The sequence below is a fragment of the Pseudomonas sp. p1(2021b) genome (assembly GCF_020151015.1).
GTDB classification, from domain to species: Bacteria; Pseudomonadota; Gammaproteobacteria; order Pseudomonadales; family Pseudomonadaceae; genus Aquipseudomonas; species Aquipseudomonas putida_K.
Map to the genome: position 1 here is coordinate 3,107,084 of NZ_CP083746.1, position 19,227 is coordinate 3,126,310.

20 protein-coding genes and 1 pseudogene are annotated in these 19,227 nt (G+C 65.0%); 11 read left to right on the forward strand and 10 right to left on the reverse strand.

The genetic code is table 11. The annotated features are described in order from the left end of the window. Positions 1 to 58 precede the first annotated feature (58 nt). The gene (locus K8374_RS14405; protein ID WP_084858809.1) at positions 59 to 700 is read left to right on the forward strand and encodes a TIGR04211 family SH3 domain-containing protein; all 642 of its coding nucleotides are present in this window, start codon (positions 59 to 61) and stop codon (positions 698 to 700) included. A gap of 85 nt (positions 701 to 785) precedes the next feature. Here the strand turns inward: K8374_RS14405 and K8374_RS14410 are convergent, their stop codons facing one another. The 3 genes and pseudogenes from K8374_RS14410 to K8374_RS14420 form a co-directional block, all read right to left on the reverse strand. Continuing rightward, positions 786 to 1,721, reverse strand: a complete 936-nt coding sequence (locus tag K8374_RS14410; protein WP_224456123.1) for a 5'-nucleotidase — start codon at positions 1,719 to 1,721, stop codon at positions 786 to 788. Next, a pseudogene (locus tag K8374_RS14415) lies at positions 1,711 to 1,836 on the reverse strand (3-alpha domain-containing protein); the annotation flags it as partial. The gene K8374_RS14410 and the pseudogene K8374_RS14415, both read right to left, overlap by 11 nt. A 166-nt stretch (positions 1,837 to 2,002) precedes the next feature. Continuing rightward, entirely contained in the window at positions 2,003 to 2,272 is a 270-nt protein-coding gene (locus tag K8374_RS14420; RefSeq protein WP_224456124.1) for a hypothetical protein, read from the reverse strand. 191 nt (positions 2,273 to 2,463) lie between these two features. Between K8374_RS14420 and K8374_RS14425 the strand changes: the two genes are divergently transcribed. After that, positions 2,464 to 3,150, forward strand: a complete 687-nt coding sequence (locus K8374_RS14425; RefSeq protein ID WP_224456125.1) for a GNAT family N-acetyltransferase — start codon at positions 2,464 to 2,466, stop codon at positions 3,148 to 3,150. A 97-nt stretch (positions 3,151 to 3,247) separates the two neighbouring features. Beyond that, complete coding sequence (locus K8374_RS14430; RefSeq protein ID WP_224456126.1) at positions 3,248 to 3,988, forward strand: FecR family protein; 741 nt, start codon at positions 3,248 to 3,250, stop codon at positions 3,986 to 3,988. Between the two features lie 51 nt (positions 3,989 to 4,039). Here K8374_RS14430 and K8374_RS14435 read toward each other — a convergent pair whose 3' ends face one another. Then, positions 4,040 to 5,449, reverse strand: coding sequence for an amino acid permease (locus K8374_RS14435; RefSeq protein WP_224456127.1), 1,410 nt, complete (start codon positions 5,447 to 5,449; stop codon positions 4,040 to 4,042). Between the two features lie 485 nt (positions 5,450 to 5,934). Here K8374_RS14435 and K8374_RS14440 point away from each other — a divergent pair, with 485 nt between their 5' ends. Both K8374_RS14440 and K8374_RS14445 read left to right on the forward strand, forming a co-directional pair. Then, a complete protein-coding gene (locus K8374_RS14440) occupies positions 5,935 to 7,386 on the forward strand; it encodes a PLP-dependent aminotransferase family protein (protein WP_224456128.1) in 1,452 nt (483 codons plus the stop codon). Between the two features lie 53 nt (positions 7,387 to 7,439). Beyond that, on the forward strand, positions 7,440 to 8,348 hold the full coding sequence (locus tag K8374_RS14445) for a LysR family transcriptional regulator (protein ID WP_224456129.1): 909 nt from the start codon (positions 7,440 to 7,442) through the stop codon (positions 8,346 to 8,348). Between the two features lie 36 nt (positions 8,349 to 8,384). Here the strand turns inward: K8374_RS14445 and K8374_RS14450 are convergent, their stop codons facing one another. Continuing rightward, a complete protein-coding gene (locus tag K8374_RS14450) occupies positions 8,385 to 9,131 on the reverse strand; it encodes a hypothetical protein (RefSeq protein WP_224456130.1) in 747 nt (248 codons plus the stop codon). A 183-nt stretch (positions 9,132 to 9,314) separates the two neighbouring features. On the opposite strand from K8374_RS14450, the gene K8374_RS14455 reads away from it, so the two are divergent. Together K8374_RS14455 and K8374_RS14460 are read left to right on the forward strand one after the other, a co-directional pair. Further along, the gene (locus tag K8374_RS14455) at positions 9,315 to 9,821 is read left to right on the forward strand and encodes a VOC family protein (RefSeq protein WP_224456131.1); all 507 of its coding nucleotides are present in this window, start codon (positions 9,315 to 9,317) and stop codon (positions 9,819 to 9,821) included. 61 nt (positions 9,822 to 9,882) lie between these two features. Further along, on the forward strand, positions 9,883 to 10,641 hold the full coding sequence (locus K8374_RS14460; RefSeq protein ID WP_224456132.1) for a glucose 1-dehydrogenase: 759 nt from the start codon (positions 9,883 to 9,885) through the stop codon (positions 10,639 to 10,641). A gap of 157 nt (positions 10,642 to 10,798) precedes the next feature. On the opposite strand, the gene K8374_RS14465 is transcribed toward K8374_RS14460, so the two are convergent. Then, a complete protein-coding gene (locus K8374_RS14465; protein WP_224456133.1) occupies positions 10,799 to 12,556 on the reverse strand; it encodes an FAD-dependent oxidoreductase in 1,758 nt (585 codons plus the stop codon). A 165-nt stretch (positions 12,557 to 12,721) separates the two neighbouring features. On the opposite strand from K8374_RS14465, the gene K8374_RS14470 reads away from it, so the two are divergent. Further along, the gene (locus K8374_RS14470; RefSeq protein WP_224456134.1) at positions 12,722 to 13,312 is read left to right on the forward strand and encodes a TetR/AcrR family transcriptional regulator; all 591 of its coding nucleotides are present in this window, start codon (positions 12,722 to 12,724) and stop codon (positions 13,310 to 13,312) included. A gap of 4 nt (positions 13,313 to 13,316) precedes the next feature. Here the strand turns inward: K8374_RS14470 and K8374_RS14475 are convergent, their stop codons facing one another. The 3 genes from K8374_RS14475 to K8374_RS14485 all read right to left on the reverse strand — a co-directional run bounded on the left by K8374_RS14475 (position 13,317) and on the right by K8374_RS14485 (position 15,326). After that, the gene (locus K8374_RS14475; RefSeq protein ID WP_172403065.1) at positions 13,317 to 13,490 is read right to left on the reverse strand and encodes a hypothetical protein; all 174 of its coding nucleotides are present in this window, start codon (positions 13,488 to 13,490) and stop codon (positions 13,317 to 13,319) included. A gap of 92 nt (positions 13,491 to 13,582) precedes the next feature. Continuing rightward, the gene (locus K8374_RS14480; RefSeq protein WP_224456135.1) at positions 13,583 to 14,509 is read right to left on the reverse strand and encodes an alpha/beta hydrolase; all 927 of its coding nucleotides are present in this window, start codon (positions 14,507 to 14,509) and stop codon (positions 13,583 to 13,585) included. After that, on the reverse strand, positions 14,496 to 15,326 hold the full coding sequence (locus K8374_RS14485; RefSeq protein ID WP_224456136.1) for an SDR family NAD(P)-dependent oxidoreductase: 831 nt from the start codon (positions 15,324 to 15,326) through the stop codon (positions 14,496 to 14,498). The genes K8374_RS14480 and K8374_RS14485 overlap by 14 nt, the downstream gene beginning before the upstream one ends. A 187-nt stretch (positions 15,327 to 15,513) precedes the next feature. Here K8374_RS14485 and K8374_RS14490 point away from each other — a divergent pair, with 187 nt between their 5' ends. The 3 genes from K8374_RS14490 to nudE all read left to right on the forward strand — a co-directional run bounded on the left by K8374_RS14490 (position 15,514) and on the right by nudE (position 18,470). Continuing rightward, positions 15,514 to 16,557: a Rieske 2Fe-2S domain-containing protein gene (locus K8374_RS14490; RefSeq protein WP_224456137.1), complete on the forward strand. Its 1,044-nt coding sequence runs from the start codon at positions 15,514 to 15,516 to the stop codon at positions 16,555 to 16,557. A 139-nt stretch (positions 16,558 to 16,696) separates the two neighbouring features. Then, a complete protein-coding gene (locus K8374_RS14495) occupies positions 16,697 to 17,824 on the forward strand; it encodes a LuxR C-terminal-related transcriptional regulator (RefSeq protein WP_224456138.1) in 1,128 nt (375 codons plus the stop codon). 94 nt (positions 17,825 to 17,918) lie between these two features. Next, complete coding sequence (nudE, locus tag K8374_RS14500) at positions 17,919 to 18,470, forward strand: ADP compounds hydrolase NudE (protein WP_224456139.1); 552 nt, start codon at positions 17,919 to 17,921, stop codon at positions 18,468 to 18,470. Positions 18,471 to 18,592: 122 nt separating this feature from the next. Here the strand turns inward: nudE and nfuA are convergent, their stop codons facing one another. Continuing rightward, positions 18,593 to 19,177, reverse strand: a complete 585-nt coding sequence (nfuA, locus tag K8374_RS14505; protein ID WP_224456140.1) for a Fe-S biogenesis protein NfuA — start codon at positions 19,175 to 19,177, stop codon at positions 18,593 to 18,595. Positions 19,178 to 19,227: the final 50 nt, after the last annotated feature.

The following is a 19,227-nucleotide window of genomic DNA, read 5'->3' on the forward strand; positions in this document are numbered from 1 at the left end:
ACCGGTTCATCGGCCCAGTCACCGGGCCTTCTTTTGTCCTGTTTCAGCGAAGACCACCATGCCCGACTTCCGCCCTGCCTCCCCTGCCCTTGCCACCCTGTTCGCCGCCGCCCTGGTTGCCCTCGCCGGCCCCGTCCATGCCGAAGAACCGGCCAGCGACGCACGCTGGGTCAGCGACAGCCTGAGCACCTATGTGCGCAGCGGCCCGACCAATGGCCACCGTATCGTAGGCTCGGTCAAGGCCGGGCAAAAGGTCACTCTGGTCGACACCCAGGGCAACTACAGCCAGGTACGCGGCCAGAACGGCGACCTGGTGTGGATCCTCACCAGCGACCTGCAGTCGGTGCCTGGCCAGGCCGAGCGCCTGCCAGCACTGGATGCCAAGGTGGCGCAGCTGTCCGACCAGCTCAAGACCATCGATGACAGCTGGAAGAACCGCGTGCAAGGCATGCAGGAAACCCTCGACTCGCGCAAGGCGTTGATCGACGAGCTGGAAGCGCGCAACAAGTCGCTCAACGAACAGCTCGACCAGGCCCAATCGTCCCTGCGCGATACCCAGGCACGCCTGGGTGACGAGAACAAGCAGGTGATGATGCGCTACATGGTGTACGGCGGCAGCATCGCCGGTGCCGGCTTGCTCGCCGGCCTGATCCTGCCGGCCCTGACCCGCGGGCGCAAGCGCAACGACCGCTGGTTCTAAGCACCCATACATTCGACTCGCTGGATGGCACCGGCTTCGCCGGTGTTCCCGGAGCAAGCCCGCTCTTACACGTCTTCGCCCCCGCCTACCCCGTCTGGTTGGTGACACCGAACGGAATGTGTACCGAGGGCACCACGGTGCTGGTGCCCTTCAGGTGCCCGGACTGGTCGTCGAAGAAAATGTGCGGCTTGAGCACCTGCAGCACCCGGCGCTTTTCGATACCGCCCAGGAAGAACGCATCGTTGGCCATCACGCCCCAGCTCTTGAGCGTGTTGAGGGCGCGCTCGTGGGACGGGGCATTGCGGGCAGTGACGATAGAGACCCGCAGGCGGTTCTCGTAGCCTTCGTGCTTGAGCTTGTACTGCTCTTCGATCGCCTGGATCCTCGCGATCCGCACGAAGAACTCCTTGAGCGGCCCAGGGTTGTGGGGCTGGGTGACATTGGTCACCTCGTGGGCATGAAAGCCCAGCAGGCCATCGCGCTGCATCACGGCTTCCGACTCGTCACCGGCCAGCACGCCATCGAAGTCGAAGGCGATGCGCAGGCTGTCGTCGCTTTCGTCATCGTCGAACTGCGAGTCGAGCACCTGGCCGGCCGGGTAGCCGGCCTGAATCGCGGCGTCCACGTGTTTCTTGTCGGCGGAGAGGAACAGGGCGATGTTCAGCGCCGGGATATATTCATAGGGCGAGCGGCCCTGCATGAAGATGGCCCGGGTCATGTTCAGGCCGTAATGCTCGATGGTCTTCATCACCCGCAGGCCGGTGTCCGGGTCGTTCTGCGACAGCAATACCACCTCGACCAACGGGTCGTTGGGGTCTTCGCGCAGGTCATTGAGCGCCAACAGGCGCTTGATGAAGGGATAGGCGATGCCCTTGCCCAAGGGCGTGTGCAGGTGCTGCTCCTGGTACTTGCGGTACTGCGCCTCGCCCTCACGGCGGAACACGGCGTCGGACTCGCTGAGGTCGAAAACCGCGCTGGACGCTACGCCGACCACCAGCCGATCATCCACATCATAGGCCACGGGCGGCTCCTTCCAGGCGCGGGGCCCAGTCTTCGACCTGGCGCTGCTCCAGGCGCCGCTGCAAGGTCTTGCGCCACGACGGTAACAGTGGCAGGGCCAGGCATTGCTCGAGCAGGCAGTCAAGGGCAAGGGTAGTCTGGGGCATGCGCAATCTCTTGAAGCTATCGCTGTAGCGCAAAGCTTACCCGAGACCAGGGCCATACCGGAACGCCCTGGCAACCGGCTTCGCCAGCCCCACAAGAGTACCCACGTACGTAGGGCGGCGAAGCCAGAAGGATGCGCTATCGGCCCCGCGCCTTGTTGTAGATGGTCTTGGCGCGGTCGGCCGAAGCCTGGCACTTGGTCATGTCGCCGGCGGCCTGGGCATCCTTGGCCTGGGTAAGCAGTTTCTGGTAGTCCTGGGCCATACCGCCATGCAAGGCCTGGCCATCGGCCCTGTGGATGTCCTCAAGTTCCTTGATCTTGGCGGCGCAGTTGGTTTCCGGGCCGGATTCGGCATGGGCGGCAACGCTCAAGACGGACGCGATCATCAGCAGTGTCATGGATTTCATGGAGCCTTCTCCTTTGGAAAAACCGGACTTCTGGCAAGCGCCTGGACGGCTCGACGCAGCGAAAAGCATAGCCGTCCACGCGGATCCAGCCAGACGCCAGGATCGCGCGCGGATGCACGCCGGCCTGGGTTAGACTGTACACCCCGCGCGGTGCGGCGCGGCACGATTCGACCCTAGCTGGAGCTTGCCCGATGTTCATCCTCAGCCGTCTCGACGGCGTGCCCCCCGAATCCTTCCAGAACCAGATCCGTCAACTGGTGATCGATCATGTCGGCGAGCTGAGCAGCGTGGCCATCACCGTGGACAACCCGTTGTATCCGCTGTACCAGTACGGCGTCGGCCTGGAAGTGCACCAATACCTGCAAGCGCTGGACGGCACACGCGGCCTGGCGGTGGAGCTGACCCTCGCCCTGGATGCCGAAGCGCCGGATCAGTTGCTCGGTTTCGCCCTGGCCCTGCCCGCCCAGGACAATGACCAGGCATGTGTCCTGGCCTTCCTCGCCGTGCAGCCCAGCCATCGCCGCCAAGGCATCGCCCGTGCGCTGGTGGCCGACATCCAGGCACGCCACGCCTGTGTCGAGCTCAATGCCTTCGCAGGCCAGGTGCCCTGGTTCGAGGCGATGGGCCTGCAGGTCGTCGCCGCCGCGGGCCCCCAGGTATTGATGAGCAGTACCGGGCAGGCCAGCGGCGCCTTGGTCGGCCGCCTGGACATCGCACCGATCTACCGCACCACCGAGGTACGGCAGATCCACGCCTACCTGGTCAAGCAGCACGGCGACGAGGCCATGCTCGACGCGGAAAAGCAGCGCGATGAACGCCTGGATGCTCTGGCCCTGCAGGCACAGGCCTGTGTGAAGCAACGCCAAACGGTGCATTGACGCGACTAAGGGCCAAGCCCTTGCCATACAGCCTCGGTAAATGGGTCTCAGCGTCTATCCTTAGGTGACCCGCCAAGGAAGATGCGCCCCACCGCCTATGAACCTGCTCCCCCGCCTCGCCCTGCCCCTGGCCATTCTCGCCCTGGTCGCGGCCTGTGCATTGCTTGCCTCGCCCTGGATGGGCCAAGGCTTCGAGCTGGCTGACCTGTCCACCGACAGCCAGCACCGTCTCACCCGCCAGCTGGAAGACGGCAGCCTGCTGACCCTGGATGCCAGCTCCTCGGTGGATGTGGAGTTCGATGCCCAGCAGCGCCACCTGCAACTGCTCGCTGGCCAGGTGTTGCTGGAGGTGGCCCCAGGCGACCCGCGCCCGTTCCGGGTCGGCACACCCGAAGGTACCTTGCGCCCGCTGGATGCCCGCCTGATCATCGAGCACCTGGGCAACGCCACCCAGGTCAGCGTGCTGCATGGCAGGGTCGAACTGCAGGAAGCCGGGCGGCACCTGTCGCTGGGCCGAGGCCAGCAACTGCGCTTCAGCGCGGGCGAGCCCGGCACGCTGGAGACCGTGGATACCGGCATGCTGCAGGCGGCCTGGCACCTGCAGCGCCTGCCTGCGGCTGGCCAGCCCTTGGTCACTACCCTCGAGCGCCTGGCCCGCCATCGCCAGGGCGTGCTGCTGTTCGACCGGGAGGCCCTGCAAGGCCTCCGCGTTTCCTACGACCTCCCCCAGGACGACAGCGACCAGGCCCTGGCCGACCTGCAAGCCGACCTGCCGATCAGCGTGCATCGCTTTACCCGTTGGGTCACCGTGGTCAGCAAGGCCGACAGGCAGAAATGAAACGCGGCCGGGTCCCCAAGGGGAGCCGGCCGCGTTGTGCTACAGGATGCCTCAGTGGCGTTTGCTGGTACGGATCTGGTGGACCACGCCCATGGCCACCACGATAGCAGCCGCGATACCCGTGGAGATCACCAGGATCTGGTAGTCAGGCATGAACGCCATCACCACCAGGCAGACCACGATAAAGGCGATCACCAGGTAGGTCAGCCAAGGGAACAACCACATCTGCAGGCGGATCTCCTTGCCTTCGGCCTGCAGCTTGCGACGCATGCGCAGCTGCGAGAAGGCGATCACCAGGTACACCAACAGGGCGATCATGCCGGTGGTGTTCATCAGCGTTTCCAGCACATCCTTCGGGCGCAGGGTTTCGCTGAAATTGATCAGGGCGCAGAAGATCGCCACCGCGCACGACCCCATGATCGCGTACACCGGTACGCCGGTGCCGGCACGGGTGATCTTGAAGAACGACGGCGCATCACCACGCTGGCCCAGGGAGAACAGCATGCGCGAGGCGGTGTAGTGACCGGAGATCAGGCAACTGCTCACCGAGGTCAGCACCACGAAGTTCATCAGCAGCTCGGCGTATGGCACGCCCAGCAGCTCCAGGGTACGACGGTAGGCGCCATAGCCGGACTCGCCCAGGTGCGGGTCGTTCCATGGCACCAGGCAGACGATCAGGAAGATGGAGCCCACGTAGAACAGGCATACACGCCACACCACCGAATTGGTGGCCTTGACGATCTGGGTGGAGGGGTCCTTGGATTCGGAGGCCGCGATAGTGACGATCTCGGCACCGAGGAAGGCGAACATCACCCCCAGCAGCGCGCCGATCACCGTGGTGATGCCATTGGGCATGAAACCTTCGGCCGTCAGGTGGCTGATGCCACGCACCTCACCGAATTGCCAGATATTGAACACCGCCGCGGTACACACGATCAGGAAGCAGACGATGGCCACCACCTTGATCAAGGCGAACCAGAACTCGAACTCGCCATAGTGCTTGACGTTGAAGAAGTTGACCGTGATCAACAGCAGGGTCGTGGCCAGCACGAACACGTTGACGCTGACCCCCGGGAACCAGCCATGCAGGATCTTGCCCGCCACGTACGCTTCCCAGGCCATGAGGATGACCCAGTACCACCAGTACAGCCAGCCGATGGTGAAACCGGCCCAGCGCCCGATGGCGCGGTCGGCGTAGGTGGAGAACGAGCCGGTATCCGGCGAGGAAGTCGCCATCTCGCCCAGCATGCGCATGATCAGCACCACCAGGATGCCACCGGCCAGGTACGCCAGGACCGCGGCGGGGCCAGCGCTGTGGATCACGCTGCCGGAACCGACGAACAAGGCGCCGCCGATGACCCCGGCGATCGACATCATCGTCAGGTGACGCGACTTGAGCGAGGCGCTGAGCTTGCTCTCGTGCTCACCTTTCGCAGTGGTGGATGTGGATGTTGCGTCCATCAGTTATGTACCCCGTGCTTCTTTTTATCCAAGGAAAAACTGTGAAACCCCGATGGCTATCGGTCTCACCTGACATCAGTACTCAAGCGGGCAGGAGGTGTGCGCCAGGCACACGCAGGCCTTCCGTGGCGGCCTGCTTACGCGTCCGAAGGCGAACCTGCGAACGAACTGAACGGTATGCCGGCCGGGCTTCGGCGGCTCGGCGCGGCGCAATGAAGGTGCGAGGCGAACCTCGACGGTAAAGCAGCGAATTTATGATTGTGCATGACGCTGACAGGTATGCTGTGGCGATATCTGACACGTAATGTAAAAATGTCTGGCACACAGAGCCATGCACAGTGGCATGAAAAACGCACTGCACTGTACAGGCCGCCAATGCAATACACCTGCGACACCCTGCCGACGCCGGGGAGCTGAACGGTTGGTTCGCCACGCGAATCGACCGCACGCGCCACCTTGCGATACGCACACCTGAAGGCACCCCAATGCTCCAGCTACATCCGGACTCCTCCACCCCGCTGGTCAACCAGATCATCGACGGGTTGCGCGAGCTGATCGACAACCAGACCCTCAAGCCCGGCGCCAAGGTCCCATCGATCCGCGCCTTTGCCGCGACCTATTCGGTGAGCACCTTCACCGTGGTCGAGGCCTATGATCGCCTGGTCGCCCAAGGCCTGCTGGTCAGTCGCGGCAATGCGGGGTTCTTCGTCAATCGTGCGGCGGGCGAGCTGCTGGACACCCAGGGCCAAGCACTTGGCACCACCCGGCCGACGTTCAATTCCGAGTGGTACTTGCAACAGATCTTCGAAACCCGCCAACTGCCGTTCAAGCCTGGCTGCGGATGGCTGCCCAACGACTGGATGTACGAGGACGGGCTACGCCGCGGCCTGCGCCAGGTGGCCGGCAGCCCGCTGGAGCTTTCCGGCTACGGCGACCCGATGGGCCTGCCGGAGCTGCGTGCCCTGACCGCACAGAACCTGCAACAGGAACTGTCGATCGTCGCCAATCCGGCGCAGTTGATGCTGACCCATGGCGCCAGCCAAGCCTTGGACCTGACCGTGCGTACCCTGGTACGCCCGGGGGATGTGGTGCTGGTGGATGACCCCGGCTATCCCAACCTGATGAGCATCCTGCGCACCCAGGGCGCTACCTTGATGGGCGTGCCACGAACCCCGAGTGGGTACGACCTGGACCTGCTGGAGCGCCTGCTGGCCCATCACCGGCCCACGGTCTTCTTCACCCAGCCCCACCTGCACAGCCCGACGTGCTCGCGCACACCGCTGGCGCAACTGCATCGCCTGTTGCAACTGGCCACGCGGCACAACTTCCGCTTGGTGGAAAACAACCTCTACGCCGACATGATCGCCGAGCCACAGCCGTGCCTGGCCAGCCTCGACCCACTGCAACAGGTCGTTTACGTCGGCAGTTATTCCAAGAGCATTTCACCCAACGTACGGGTGGGCTACCTGCTGGCCAACGCCGACCTGATGCAGCAATTGCTGCACCTGAAGATGCGTTCGGGGCTCACCACCTCGCAGGTGATGGAGCGCGTGGTGTATGCGGCCATCATCGATGGCCGCTGGCGCAAGCACCTCAAGCGCCTGCGCCAGCGCCTGGCGCAGGCGCACCAGGACGTGGGCCGCCACCTGCACCGGTTGGGCTTCGAGTTGTTCATCGAGTCGGACGAAGGCATGTACATCTGGACCCGCCACCCTGCCCTGCCTGACAGTGCCGCGCTGCTGGACGATGCCCTGGAGCAAGGCATCATGCTGGGCCCCGGGCAGCTGTTCATGGTCGATACCCAGGCCACGGGCTGGATGCGCTTCAATGTGGCATTCAGTACCGACCCGGCGATGTGGGCGCTGCTGGAGAAGGTGTTGGTCAAGCATGTACGCCGAGGCGGGGCCCAGGCGCCGACTGTCGGCCCTGAGCCATGATCAACCCGCTTTCTGGTTACCCTTTCTACCATTAGCCCTACTTATTCTTCGCCATGCCCGACCGCCTGCTCACCGACCGCCTCGATTGGAACTTGCTGCGCACTTTCCGCGTGATCGGCCAAGAGCTGTCCATCAGCCGCGCCGCCGCGCGCCTGCACCTGACCCAACCTGCCGTGAGCCAGGCGCTCAAGCGCCTCGAGGAGCAGCTCGGGCGCCAGCTCATCGCCCGCCGCGGGCCGCGCTTCGTGCTCACTGAGGTAGGCGAGCAACTGTTCCAGCTGGCCGGCGAGATATATGGCCAGATGGCGCAGATCGGCAGCCTGCTGGAACAACCAGCCACCGAGCTGGTGGGCAAGGTGCGCCTGCTGATGGTCAGCCGCGTGGTCGATGCCCGCTTCGACGAATGCCTGGCTCGGTTCCACCACCAATACCCCCGGGTCGAGCTCGAGATCGAGGTGATGCGCAGCGCCGACATCGTCGCGGCCCTGCAGGAGAAGACCGCCACCGCCGGCCTGAGCCTGAACCGGCGCCCGCAGCCACGCCTGGAGCAGCGGCTGTTCCATCGCCAGCGCTACGCCTTCTTCTGCGGCAAGCACCACCGGCTGTTCGGCCAGCTGGAGGGCGACCTGCAGCAAGAAAGCTTCGTCAGCTTCAGCAGCGACCAGATCGGCGGCATGCTCTCGCCGCTGACCATCTTCCGCGATCAACAGGGCTTCGCCGGGCGCGTCATCGCCTCCTCGCCAAGCCTCGAAGAAGTGCGCCGCCTGGTGATCGCAGGGTTCGGTATCGGCTGCCTGCCCGAACATGTGGTAGCCCCGGATGTGGACGCGGGGCTGCTGTGGAAGCTGCCGCCGCTGGAGGGTATCGCCGATGTGGACATCCACCTGCTGTGGAACCGCGAGCAGCGCATGAGCCGCGCTGAAGAAACTTTCATCGAGGCGCTGCAGGCAAGCCTGCAGTAACGCCGGCCTTGCGAGGCCAGCAGGAGAACCGTTGGCCTACCGGCGGGCAAGCCCATCGCCGCAGGCCCTGCGCCGCTGCCTGAAGCACACCGCCCCCAGCCCGAGCACGACCACGACCAGCACGGCCAGTGCTGCTACCAGCTCCCGGCCATAGCGCCCGGCCCAGGCCGGAAAGCCGACGAACTCCCGGTAGATCTGCACATCGGCCGCGCCACCGTCATGGCGGATGCTGATCCCGCCCTGACGGATCAGTGAATAGTCCGAGTCGAAGTAGACCCACACCTTGCTCGCCCCCTCGCGCCTGATGGCGTCGATCTCGATCACGCTGGTCGGTGCCTGGACGATGGTATCGTTGCCGGCATCGTCGCGAATCTGCACCAGCCCCTTGGCCGGCAGGCGAATCTGCACCTTCCTCAATGGGGTTTGGCCCTTGTTGCGCAACTCGATGAGCAGCCCAGTGCGATGATCCACCAAGCCTGCTTCGAAAGGCTTGGCGAACAACTGCAGGTAAGGCGCCTGGGCCAGCTCGACGAGCTTGTCGACCTGTTGATGGCTGAGCGCCCCCTTGCCGATGGCGCTCACCTGCTCATGCAGGCGTTCGTACTTGAGCAAGTCGTTGGTGGTGCTGATGCGTTCGCTGAACTGGCTGGGGTAGGTCAGGTAGGCGTAGGTCAGGCGCGCCTCCAGACCGGCGTCGTCCTTGAGCAGCGCATAAAGCGCCGCGACCGAGGTCGCGACGACCAGCACGCCCACGAGGGCTTTCCCGACTTTTTCCCAGCTCACCTTGGCGGTTCCTTCTTTCGCGGTAGGGGCGATACGAAATGGCCGGCAAAGGGTGCCAAGAACGACCGGTTGTAGCAAGCGCAAGGGCCTTGTGATGCCTCGAATCGCAATGTCACACATTAATTATTTTGTGCCATTATAGACCACACAAGAATAAATACGTGCCATAGCGAGGCCTGCGCCATGCAACACAGCCCCCCAAACGCATTCGACCAGATCGGTTTCGTCGTCGACGACCTCGACCAGAGCATCCAGCACTGGCTGCAACACCTGGGCGTCGGGCCTTGGACCCTGTTTCGCGATATCGAGCTGCAGGGCCATTACCGCGGCCAACCGGTCCAGGTGCGCATGCATGTAGGCCTGGCCTACCGCGGCGACCTACAGATCGAGCTGATCCAACCTCTTGGCGACAGCCCTTCCCCCTACCGCGATACCCGGGGCATGCACCATATGGCCTGGGTGGTAAGCGAGCTGGACAGCGCCGTCGCCGGCTTGTGCCAACGCGGCTTGCAGCCGGTGTTCGAAGCCGGCAATGCCGCGACCCGCGTGTGCTACCTGGAAAACCCCGCCGAGCCTGGCGTGCTGTTCGAAGTCATCGAGGGCGCAGGCCTGCGCCAGATGATCGACCACGGCATCGCCCAGGCACGCGGCTGGGATGGCGAACAGCCGATCCGTGTCATCGGCGCCTGAGTGTTCCCCCTGCCCAGGTGCAGGGCGCCTGGGCCATTTCCCCACAAATAAAGGAGCTTTCATGATGACTCGATTGGCAGGCAAAGTTGCCCTGATCACGGGCGCCGCACGCGGCCAGGGCGCGGCGGAGGCCCGGCGCTTCGTCGCCGAAGGTGCGCAGGTGGTGATCGCCGATGTGCTCGAGCAGGAAGGCCGGGCTCTGGCCGCCGAACTGGGCGACGCGGCGCGCTTCCAACCATTGGACGTGACGAGTGCCGAGCAGTGGCAGACTGCCGTGGAGGTCACGGTTGCGCACTTCGGCAAGCTCGATGTGCTGGTCAACAATGCCGCGACCCTGCGCATGGCGCCGCTGGAATATTGTTCGCTGGAGGACTATCGGCAGGTCATCGAGGTCAACCAGGTCGGCTGCTGGCTGGGTATGAAGTCAGTGCTGGCCGCCATGCGCCAGGCGGGCGGCGGTTCGATCGTCAATGTGTCGTCGACTGCCGGCATGGAGGGTGTGGCCTATGGCACGGCCTATTCGGCGAGCAAGTTCGCCGTGCGCGGCATGACCAAGTCGGCAGCGTTGGAGCTCGGTGCCAGCGGCATCCGTGTCAATTCGGTGCACCCGGGAGGGATCGACACAGCGATGGCGCGACCGCCGGAAATGGCCGACTTCGACCCGGCGCAGGTCTACAAGGGCTTACCGATCCCGCGTATCGGCCAGCCGGAAGAAGTCGCCAACCTGGTGCTGTTCCTGGCCAGCGACGAGTCCAGCTATTGCACGGGCTCGGAGTTCATCATCGACGGCGGCATGCTGGCGGGAAGCACGTTCGGTTGACCTACAGGGGCGCCTGGCACGGGCTGCGCCCTTGATCGCGGGACGAGCCCGCTCCCACAGGTGTGGCGTTGCGCAGGAACACTGCGCGGTACCTGTGGGAGCGGGCTTGCCCCGCGATTGGGCCGGCCTGCCTAGCGCAGGAGCCGCCCCAGATGCGTCAATGCGTAGCGCCCTCGGTCACTATGTCAGGCTGTTCGATGGGTACCTGGCACGCCAAGTGGTTCGCCGCGATGTAGCCGAAGGTCATGGCCGGGCCGATGGTCGAGCCTGGGCCCGGGTAGGTCTTGCCCATCAGTGCCGCACTGGTGTTGCCGATAGCGTACAGGCCCTCGATCACCGAGCCGTCAGGGCGCAGCACGCGAGCATCGGCATCGGTGCACAGCCCCCCCTTGGTGCCCAGCTCACCGGCGTCGATACGCAGCGCATAGTAAGGCGCCCGCTCCAGCGGCCCCAGGCAAGGGTTGGGCTGGCAGTTGCTGTCGCCGTAGTAACGGTCGAACAGGCTCGCGCCCTTGCCGAAGTCCTCGTCGACACCTTGGGCGGCCTGCTGGTTGAGGCGGCTTACGCTCTGCTCCAACCCCGCTGCATCCACCCCGATCTTGTCCGCCAATGCCGCCAGGCTGTCGGCGCGGTAGATCACGTTGTCCAGCCAGCCCTCGGGGATCTTGCTGTCCGGCTGTACCGAGCCAGGCAACAGCACACCACAGGGGTAGCGCTTGCGGTATTCGGCATCGAAGATCAGCCAGGCCGGCACATTGGTGCCGGCGCGCTGCTGGTCGGCGTACATCGCGTAGATGATGTCCGGATAGGGCGCGGCCTCGTTGACGAACCGCCGGCCGTTGCCGTTGACCATAATGCAGCGGGGGAATGCCCGCTCGACGAACAACGCGCGCTGCTTCTCCTCGCCCGGCACATGCACGGTGGGTGCGCCCCAGGTATGGCTCATCAACGCCACCCCGGCGCCTTGCTCCAGGCCCGCGCGGATCCCGTCGCCATGGTTGATCGGCGGTGCCGCAGTCCATTCGGCACGGGTCGGGCTGGGCAGGTACTGCTCACGCATCAGCTGGTTGGCCTCGAAGCCACCACACCCCAGGATGACGCCGAATGCAGCGCGCACATTCAGCGGCCTGCCCTCGCGTTCGACCCGCACGCCGCTGACCTTGCCGTCATGGCTGTGCAAGGCGCGCATCGGCGTCTGCAACCACAACTCGATACCCCGCGCCAGCATCGCCGCACGCAGGCTGGCGACCAGCGCGTTGCCCAGGGTCAGGCGTCGATCCCGGGGCGTGCGCCGGCGCCAACGCAGGTCGGCCATGTAGCCAAGGCCCAGGCGCGCGGTGAGCCAGAGCCAGCCGGGTTCCTTGGCCAGGATGGTATGGGCCTCCACCTGGGTCATGGCAATGCGCCCGGCGATCAACGTCGCGGGCGACGGCGCACGCAGGCGTTGGAATTCCTCGCCCAGGCGCGCCGCATCGAAGCTGGCCGGCTCCATGGTGCGATAGCCAGGCTTGCCACCCTCGAGCTCGGGGTAGTAGTCAGGGTAACGCGGCACTGCACGGAAGTAGGTCTGGGCCTGGGCGGCCAGGTAGCCAACCATCCTCGGCCCCTGCTCCAGGTAGGCCTCCATGCGCGCGGGGTCGTAGTCCTCACCTACAGTCGCACGCAAGTAGGCTTGGGCTTCTGCCCGTGAGTCGCTGCCGCCGAGCCCTTCGATCTGGTCGTTGCACGGGATCCAGATACCTCCGCCGGAGATCGCCGTGGTGCCCCCGTATTCAGCCGCCTTTTCCACCATCAGTACCGACAGGCCCTGGTCATGGGCCCGCAGCGCCGCGGTCATGGCTCCGGCCCCAGAGCCGACCACGACCACGTCGTACACGGCATCCCAATGCACGGCATGGGTGTTGTCATTGTTCATCGATGCACCTCCCCCGTTGGCGGCCACAGGGCCGCATGGCATTCCATGGACAACCACTATGTCACATCATTTATAATTTGAGTCATTGCATGTCACAAAAATTTGCAGCCGTGCCATTTGCTGCGACAATCGCGATCGATCGAGAACAGATGAAGGTGTGTCGCCATGACCCGACAACTGCGCTGGGGTGACGCCAGCCGCATGGACAGCGCCGAGCAAGGGCGCCAGCAGATCCTGGAATGCGCACTGGCTGCGATGATCGAACTGGGCCCAGACGGCTTCGCCATCGATGACGTGGCCCGCCGCGCGAACATTTCCCGGCGCACGCTGTACCGTTACTTCGCAACCAAGCACGAGCTGGTCCAGGCAGTGATCAGCAGCGAGAACGCCGCGTTCTTCAGCGCCATGCAGCAGCAATTGAGCGCCTTCGAAGACAACTTCGAGCGCTACCTGGAGGAATGCCTGTGCTTCGCCGTGCGCTACCGCGACCAGCATCGAGGTGGTTTTCACCAGGGCTACCTGGCCAAGGCGGCCAGCCCCGAGGTATTCGCCTACATCCTCGAGGACATCGCGCCGCTGTGGCAGCAGGTGCTGGCCGGCCCGTTCGAGGCCTGTGCCGCCGGCCACGGCAGTGCTGCCAGCCTGGCCGACTGCGTTGCCCTGGTCAGTCGGCTATGCCTGGCCTATTGCCTGGTGCCCGCCGAAGAAGCGCAGATCCGCAACCAAGTGCGCCTGTTGCTCCACCTCGCTGCGTAAACGTTCAGGGCAGCAGGCGCATGGCGCTGGGCACCGGCATGTAGCAGGGCTGGAAGTTGGGCTGGCAGTAATAGGCCACGCTCAATGGCATAGGCAGGGGGCGTGTCAACGCAGCCACGTAGATGGCAGCGAAGGCACACACGATCAGGGTCAGGCAGCATCTTGTTGTTGTTTTCATGGCCATTCCTCTACGCAGGAGGGGGACGTGTGAAGCCAGACTAGAATTGCCGCGCGCCGCCCGCCTCGTCCAAACGGACGAGGCGGCAACGCTCAGCACAATGCCCGGCGGATATCGGCGCAGGCGCCCTGCAAGGCACGGGCCGCCGCCTCGACGAACGGCGCCATGCTGACGAACCCATGCACCATGCCCTCGCAACGCGCCAGGCGCACCGCAACGCCTGCGGCCTGCAGGCGCTCGGCGAAGGCCTCGCCTTCATCGCGCAAGGGGTCGTACTCGGCGGTCAGCAAGGTGGTGGGCGGCAGCCCTTGCAGGTATTCATCGCGCAGGGGCGAAGCCAGGGGGTCATCGCCCTGCCCGGCATGCTCCAGGTACTGCGCCCAGAACCAGCCCATCATGGCCCGGGACAGCAGGTAGCCTTCGGCGAAGTCGGCATAGGAAGCGCTGTCGCAGGCGGCGTCCGTGACCGGGTAGAACAGGCACTGATGACGGATGGCCGGCCCCTGTCGCTCACGGGCAAGGCGGGCGACCGCGATAGCCAGGTTGCCCCCGGCGCTGTCACCGGCGAGCGCCACGCGGCTGCCATCCACGCCAAGGTCCTGGGCACGTTCCACCAGCCAGCGCGTCGCCGCGTAGCAGTCCTCCGGGGCTGCCGGAAAGCGGGCCTCCGGTGCTAGGCGATAGCCCACCGACACCACCACAGCGCTGGTTTCCAGGGCCAGGGTACGACACAGGTTGTCGTGGGTGTCCAGGTTGCCGATGACAAAGCCCCCGCCATGGAAAAACACCAGCAGCGGCAAGCCGTCCCGCGCCACCGGCCGATACAGGCGCGCCGCCAGCATGCCTGCGGCACCTGCGACCTGCAGTTCGCGAACCTCCGCCATGTCGGCCCCCGGCAACGGCGGCATCAGGTTGTCGGCATGCAGGCGATACTGACGAGCGTCGAGGCTGGCGTAGTCGGGCTCGCCCTGGGCGGTGAAGCCCTGGAGCACGGCGGCAAGCTGGCTATCGAGCGGCATGGGTCTCTCCTTGTACGTCGACCATGGCAAAACGTGGGTTGGTTTCCTCGAGGATGCTGCGCAGGCGCAGTTCCAGGGCGGGCTTGAAATCCTTGTGTGGGAGAATCCAGAAGCGCTGCTGGGCGATCGCCTCGAACACCAGAGCGGCCAGCTCACGCGGCGCCATGCCGGCACGGATGCTGGAATCGAGCATGGCGCTCAGCGTCGCTGCCGGGCCCTCGCCTGCCGAATCCGAGGCCATGATGGCGCTGGCCACCGGCCCCGGACACAGCACCGAGACCGACACCGGCACTCCCAGTTGCAGCAGCTCGTAGTGCAGGGTCTCGGACAACGCCACCACCGCTTGCTTGGTCACGTTGTAGGGGCCGAGCATCGGGCTGCTGATCAGGCCGGCCAGCGAGGCGGTGTTGATCACATGGGCCGGGCGCTCTTGCGCCAGCAGCAGCGGCACGAAACAGCGCACGCCGTTGATCACCCCGCGCAGGTTGATGTCGAGCATGCGCTGCCACTGCGCAGCCTCGATTTCCCAGCTGTAGCCGGTCTGCATCACGCCGGCGTTGTTGAACAACAGGTCGACGCCGCCGAAGCGCGCCACCGCCGCGTCGCGCAACCGCGCGACCTGTTCGGCATCGCCCACGTCGGTGACGCAGGCCAGCACGTCAGCCCCTTGCCCCTGCAGCGATGCGGCCAAGGCCGCGAGGCTGTGCTCATCGACATCCGCCAGCACCAGGCGCAGGCCCAACTGCGCCGCATGCTCGGCCAGGCCCCGGCCGATACCGCTGGCCGCGCCGGTGATCACTGCTACCTGTCCCGCCATCTTGTTCTCCTGCCCGTGGCTGATGGCTGCCAGTAGATCGGCCCGGCCGACGCCAGCCATCGTCCGTTCAGACGATGACCGCTACGCCATGGGCGGCAGAATCGACTTGCTACAGCCAGACATGTCGCCAGTCACCGCAATGGCGCGAAACAGTCGGCGGCCCCTACACAGCATGGAGAACAACAACATGAGCACGCTGCACCGTATCGAAGCCAAACTGCTGGAGGACCGCTACGCGCGCGGTTGGCACTGCCTGGGCCTGGCCGCCCAATACCGCGATGGCAAGGCCCATCGCCTGGACGTGTTCGGTACCCGCCTGGTGGCCTTCCAGGGCGAAGACGGCCAGCTGAACATCCTCGACGGCTACTGCCCGCACATGGGCGCCGACCTGAGCACCGGCTGCATCGAAGGCAACGCCATCCGCTGCCCCTTCCACAGCTGGCGCTGGAACGCCGAGGGCGTGTGCGACGACATTCCCTACGCCAAGCGCATCCCGCCACGGGCCAAGATCAAGCGCTGGCCGATCATGGAACAGAACCACCTGTTGTTCGTCTGGAACGACCCGCAAGGCAACCCGCCGATCGCCGAACAGGCCATCCCGCGCATCGATGCCTGCTACGACGAAGCCTGGGCGCACTGGGAAATCGCCGAGCTGAAGATCGACACCAACTGCCGCGAGCTGATCGACAACGTCGCCGACATGGCGCACTTCGGCACCGTGCATGGCGCGCCGGTCGATGAGTTCAGCAACGTCTTCGAGGGCCACACTGCATCCCAGGTCATGCGCGCGCGCAGCGAGCGCCTGTCTGGCGACAGCGAGCTGAACACCGTGGCCACCTACTATGGCCCGGCTTACCAGATCACCGAAATGACCGGCGCCATGGGCGGCCAGCCGATCCATTCGATCCTGCTCAATTGCCACGTGCCGATCGACCTGAACAGCTTCACCCTGCGCTATGGCGTGCTGGTGAAGAAGATCCCGGGGCTGAGTGAGGAAGAGAACCAAGCCATCGCCAAGGCTTATGTGCAACAGGCCCAGGCGGCGTTCTACGAGGACGTGGCCATCTGGCACACCAAGACCCGCGTCGACAACCCGCTGCTGTGCGACGGCGACGGCCCGGTGTACCAGCTGCGCCGCTGGTACGAGCAGTTCTATACCGATGTCGAACTGCTGGCCGCGGACACCCGTGACAGCAAGCAGTTCGTGGTACGCAGCGGCGAGCGCGCCTGACAGCGACACCCCTGGCACCGCCCGGCACGGTCGATTCCGACCGTTGGCCGGGCCTTGCAACATGACATTGCGCGCGGACAAGGGCGCCGTTTATGCTCGCCGACGCCAATGCTAATAACAAGAAAATCGGTACCCACCCATGCAGAGTCTCACGCTCGAAGACTTCAGCGAGCTGGTCGGCCAGCTCTACCAGGGCCCCTTGGAGAACATCCCCTGGGTGACCTTCCTCACGCAGCTCAACAGCCTTCTGCACAGCAAGCACGTGACGTTCATCCTGCGCCCGCCCAGCAGCCAGGTCGATGGCCTGATGGTCAGCACCAACGGCACGTCCACGGAAGCCACCACCTCCTACAACAAGCATTTCTATGCCCTGGACCCGTTCGTCGGCCTGCCCAACCGCGAAGTGGTCGCCCTGGCCGACTACCTGCCGGATGCCGAGCTCAAGCAGTCGGAGTTCTTCCGCAACTTCCTGGAGCCGGTGGACGTGTTCCATATCCTGGGCGTGGACATCAATACCAGCGACGGCGCCCAATGTCGCCTGCGCATCAGCCGCGGACGCGACGACCCAGCCTTCGTCGACACCGAGAAGCATTTGCTGGCGCGTTTCATCCCGCACCTGGAACGTTCGGTCAAGGTGCACATGCAGCTCAACCGCATCGAGACCGAACGCAACCTGTATGCCGGTGCCGTCGACCAGATGGCCGTGGGCACCATCATCCTCGACGAGACCGGCAAGGTCCTGCAGACCAACCAGGTGGCCGAACGGCTGCTGCAGGAGAAGGACGGGATCAAACAGGTCAATGACGGCCTGCAGGTCGGCAGCGCTCGCGACACCCAGGAGTTTCGCCGCCTGGTGCGCCAGGCCATGCTCTCCCAGAAAGGCAACCAGGCCTCGGTGGTCGAGGCCATGCGCGTCAAGCGCCCGTCCGGGCGCGCAGACCTCGGCATCATCGTGCGGTCGGTGCCCCTGGCCGCATGGAGCGAAGGCAAGCAGTGCCCGACGGTGGTGATCTTCATCAGCGACCCGGAGCAGCAATCCTCGGCGCCCCAGGAAATCGTCCGCGCGCTGTTCGACTTCACCCCTGCCGAAACCCAGCTGGCCATGCTGTTGGCCAACGGCCTGACCCTGGACGAAGCCTCCGAGGAGCTGGGCATCAGTCGCAACACCTCGCGGGCGCACCTGCGCTCGACCTTCTCCAAGACCGGCGTCACCCGCCAGACCATGCTCGTGCGCTTGATCCTGCGCAGCGTCGCCACCCTCGGCTGACGCTGTGTGGCCGCCATCGTCCGCTCGGACGATGGCAGGCGCCGGCAGGCGGCGCACAGTAGCGCTGACGCCTACCGTTTGCCGAGGCCCCGCCATGCGCCAGAGCCCTACCATTCTCAAGACCGAACTGCTGGCTGAAAGCAGCCATTTCCAGATCGAAGCCCTGCACCTGCAGTTCAGCAATGGCCAGCGCCGGGTGTACGAGCGCTTGCGCGGCACCGGCTACCGCTCGGTGCTGTTGGTGGTCATGCCTGACCCTGCGCATGTGCTGATGGTTCGTGAATACGCCGTGGGTGTGGAAGGAACCATCCTCGGCCTGCCCAAGGGCGGAGCCGACACGGGGGAAAGCTACCTGGAGGCGGCGCAGCGGGAATTGGGGGAAGAAGTGGGCCTGCATGCCACCCGCCTGACCGAGCTGGGTGAGCTGACCTTGGCGCCTGGGCATCTGTGCCACCGCTGCCGGGTGGTGCTGGCCGAGCAGCTCAGCCCCTGCAACAGTGATGGGGGTGACGAACCTGAGCCCTTGGAATGCGTGACAGTGCCCTTGGCCGAGGTCCCTGCCTTGGTGGCTCGTGGCGAACTGCATGAAGCCCGGGCCATCGCCGCGCTGTTCATGGCCATGGGTGCGCTGGCGCAACGTACCTGATTTCAGCCTACAGGGGGCAGCGCTAATCAATCCGGCCCAGGCGCGGCGCAGCTTCTGTAGGAGCGGCCTTGCGCCGCGAAAGGGCTGCACAGCAGCCCCAGGCTGTTGACCTGCGAACAGGATCAGTAGTACGCGTTTTCCTTTTTGCTGTGGTCGGTCACGTCGCGCACGCCCTTGAGCTCCGGGATGCGCTCGAGCAGGGTACGCTCGATACCGTCCTTGAGGGTAACGTCGGCCTGGCCGCAGCCCTGGCAACCGCCACCGAACTGCAGCACGGCGATGCCGTCGTCGACCACGTCCACCAGGCTCACGGCACCGCCGTGGCTGGCCAGGCCCGGGTTGATCTCGGTCTGCAGGTAGTAGTTGATGCGTTCGTTGAGCGGGCTGTCCTCGTTGACCATCGGCACCTTGGCGTTCGGCGCCTTGATGGTCAGCTGGCCGCCCATGCGGTCGGTGGCGTAGTCGACCAGCGCGTCCTCGAGGAACGGCTCGCTGACCGCGTCGATGTAGGCGGTGAAGCTCTTCAGGCCGACGGCGGTATCATCGGGCTTCTCTTCGCCCGGCTTGCAGTAGGCGATGCAGGTTTCGGCGTACTGGGTACCCGGCTGGGTGATGAAAATACGAATGCCGATACCCGGGGTGTTCTGCTTGGAGAGCAGATCGGCCAGGTAATCATGGGCGGCGTCGGTAATGGTTATAGCGCTCATGGAAGTTCCTCACAGACTTGCGGCCAAGTGTACGCCAACCTGGCCTTCGA

What these genes read in the sequence shown, in the direction of transcription:
- K8374_RS14475 (WP_172403065.1), bottom strand. Translation starts at nt 13,490, where the DNA reads ATGAAAACAACAACAAGATGCTGCCTGACCCTGATCGTGTGTGCCTTC.
- K8374_RS14430 (WP_224456126.1), top strand. Translation starts at nt 3,248, where the DNA reads ATGAACCTGCTCCCCCGCCTCGCCCTGCCCCTGGCCATTCTCGCCCTG.
- K8374_RS14435 (WP_224456127.1), bottom strand. Translation starts at nt 5,449, where the DNA reads ATGGACGCAACATCCACATCCACCACTGCGAAAGGTGAGCACGAGAGC.
- K8374_RS14420 (WP_224456124.1), bottom strand. Translation starts at nt 2,272, where the DNA reads ATGAAATCCATGACACTGCTGATGATCGCGTCCGTCTTGAGCGTTGCC.
- K8374_RS14485 (WP_224456136.1), bottom strand. Translation starts at nt 15,326, where the DNA reads ATGGCGGGACAGGTAGCAGTGATCACCGGCGCGGCCAGCGGTATCGGC.
- K8374_RS14455 (WP_224456131.1), top strand. Translation starts at nt 9,315, where the DNA reads ATGCAACACAGCCCCCCAAACGCATTCGACCAGATCGGTTTCGTCGTC.
- K8374_RS14465 (WP_224456133.1), bottom strand. Translation starts at nt 12,556, where the DNA reads ATGAACAATGACAACACCCATGCCGTGCATTGGGATGCCGTGTACGAC.
- nudE (WP_224456139.1), top strand. Translation starts at nt 17,919, where the DNA reads ATGCGCCAGAGCCCTACCATTCTCAAGACCGAACTGCTGGCTGAAAGC.
- K8374_RS14425 (WP_224456125.1), top strand. Translation starts at nt 2,464, where the DNA reads ATGTTCATCCTCAGCCGTCTCGACGGCGTGCCCCCCGAATCCTTCCAG.
- K8374_RS14445 (WP_224456129.1), top strand. Translation starts at nt 7,440, where the DNA reads ATGCCCGACCGCCTGCTCACCGACCGCCTCGATTGGAACTTGCTGCGC.
- K8374_RS14490 (WP_224456137.1), top strand. Translation starts at nt 15,514, where the DNA reads ATGAGCACGCTGCACCGTATCGAAGCCAAACTGCTGGAGGACCGCTAC.
- K8374_RS14460 (WP_224456132.1), top strand. Translation starts at nt 9,883, where the DNA reads ATGATGACTCGATTGGCAGGCAAAGTTGCCCTGATCACGGGCGCCGCA.
- K8374_RS14495 (WP_224456138.1), top strand. Translation starts at nt 16,697, where the DNA reads ATGCAGAGTCTCACGCTCGAAGACTTCAGCGAGCTGGTCGGCCAGCTC.
- K8374_RS14440 (WP_224456128.1), top strand. Translation starts at nt 5,935, where the DNA reads ATGCTCCAGCTACATCCGGACTCCTCCACCCCGCTGGTCAACCAGATC.
- K8374_RS14470 (WP_224456134.1), top strand. Translation starts at nt 12,722, where the DNA reads ATGACCCGACAACTGCGCTGGGGTGACGCCAGCCGCATGGACAGCGCC.
- K8374_RS14405 (WP_084858809.1), top strand. Translation starts at nt 59, where the DNA reads ATGCCCGACTTCCGCCCTGCCTCCCCTGCCCTTGCCACCCTGTTCGCC.
- nfuA (WP_224456140.1), bottom strand. Translation starts at nt 19,177, where the DNA reads ATGAGCGCTATAACCATTACCGACGCCGCCCATGATTACCTGGCCGAT.
- K8374_RS14480 (WP_224456135.1), bottom strand. Translation starts at nt 14,509, where the DNA reads ATGCCGCTCGATAGCCAGCTTGCCGCCGTGCTCCAGGGCTTCACCGCC.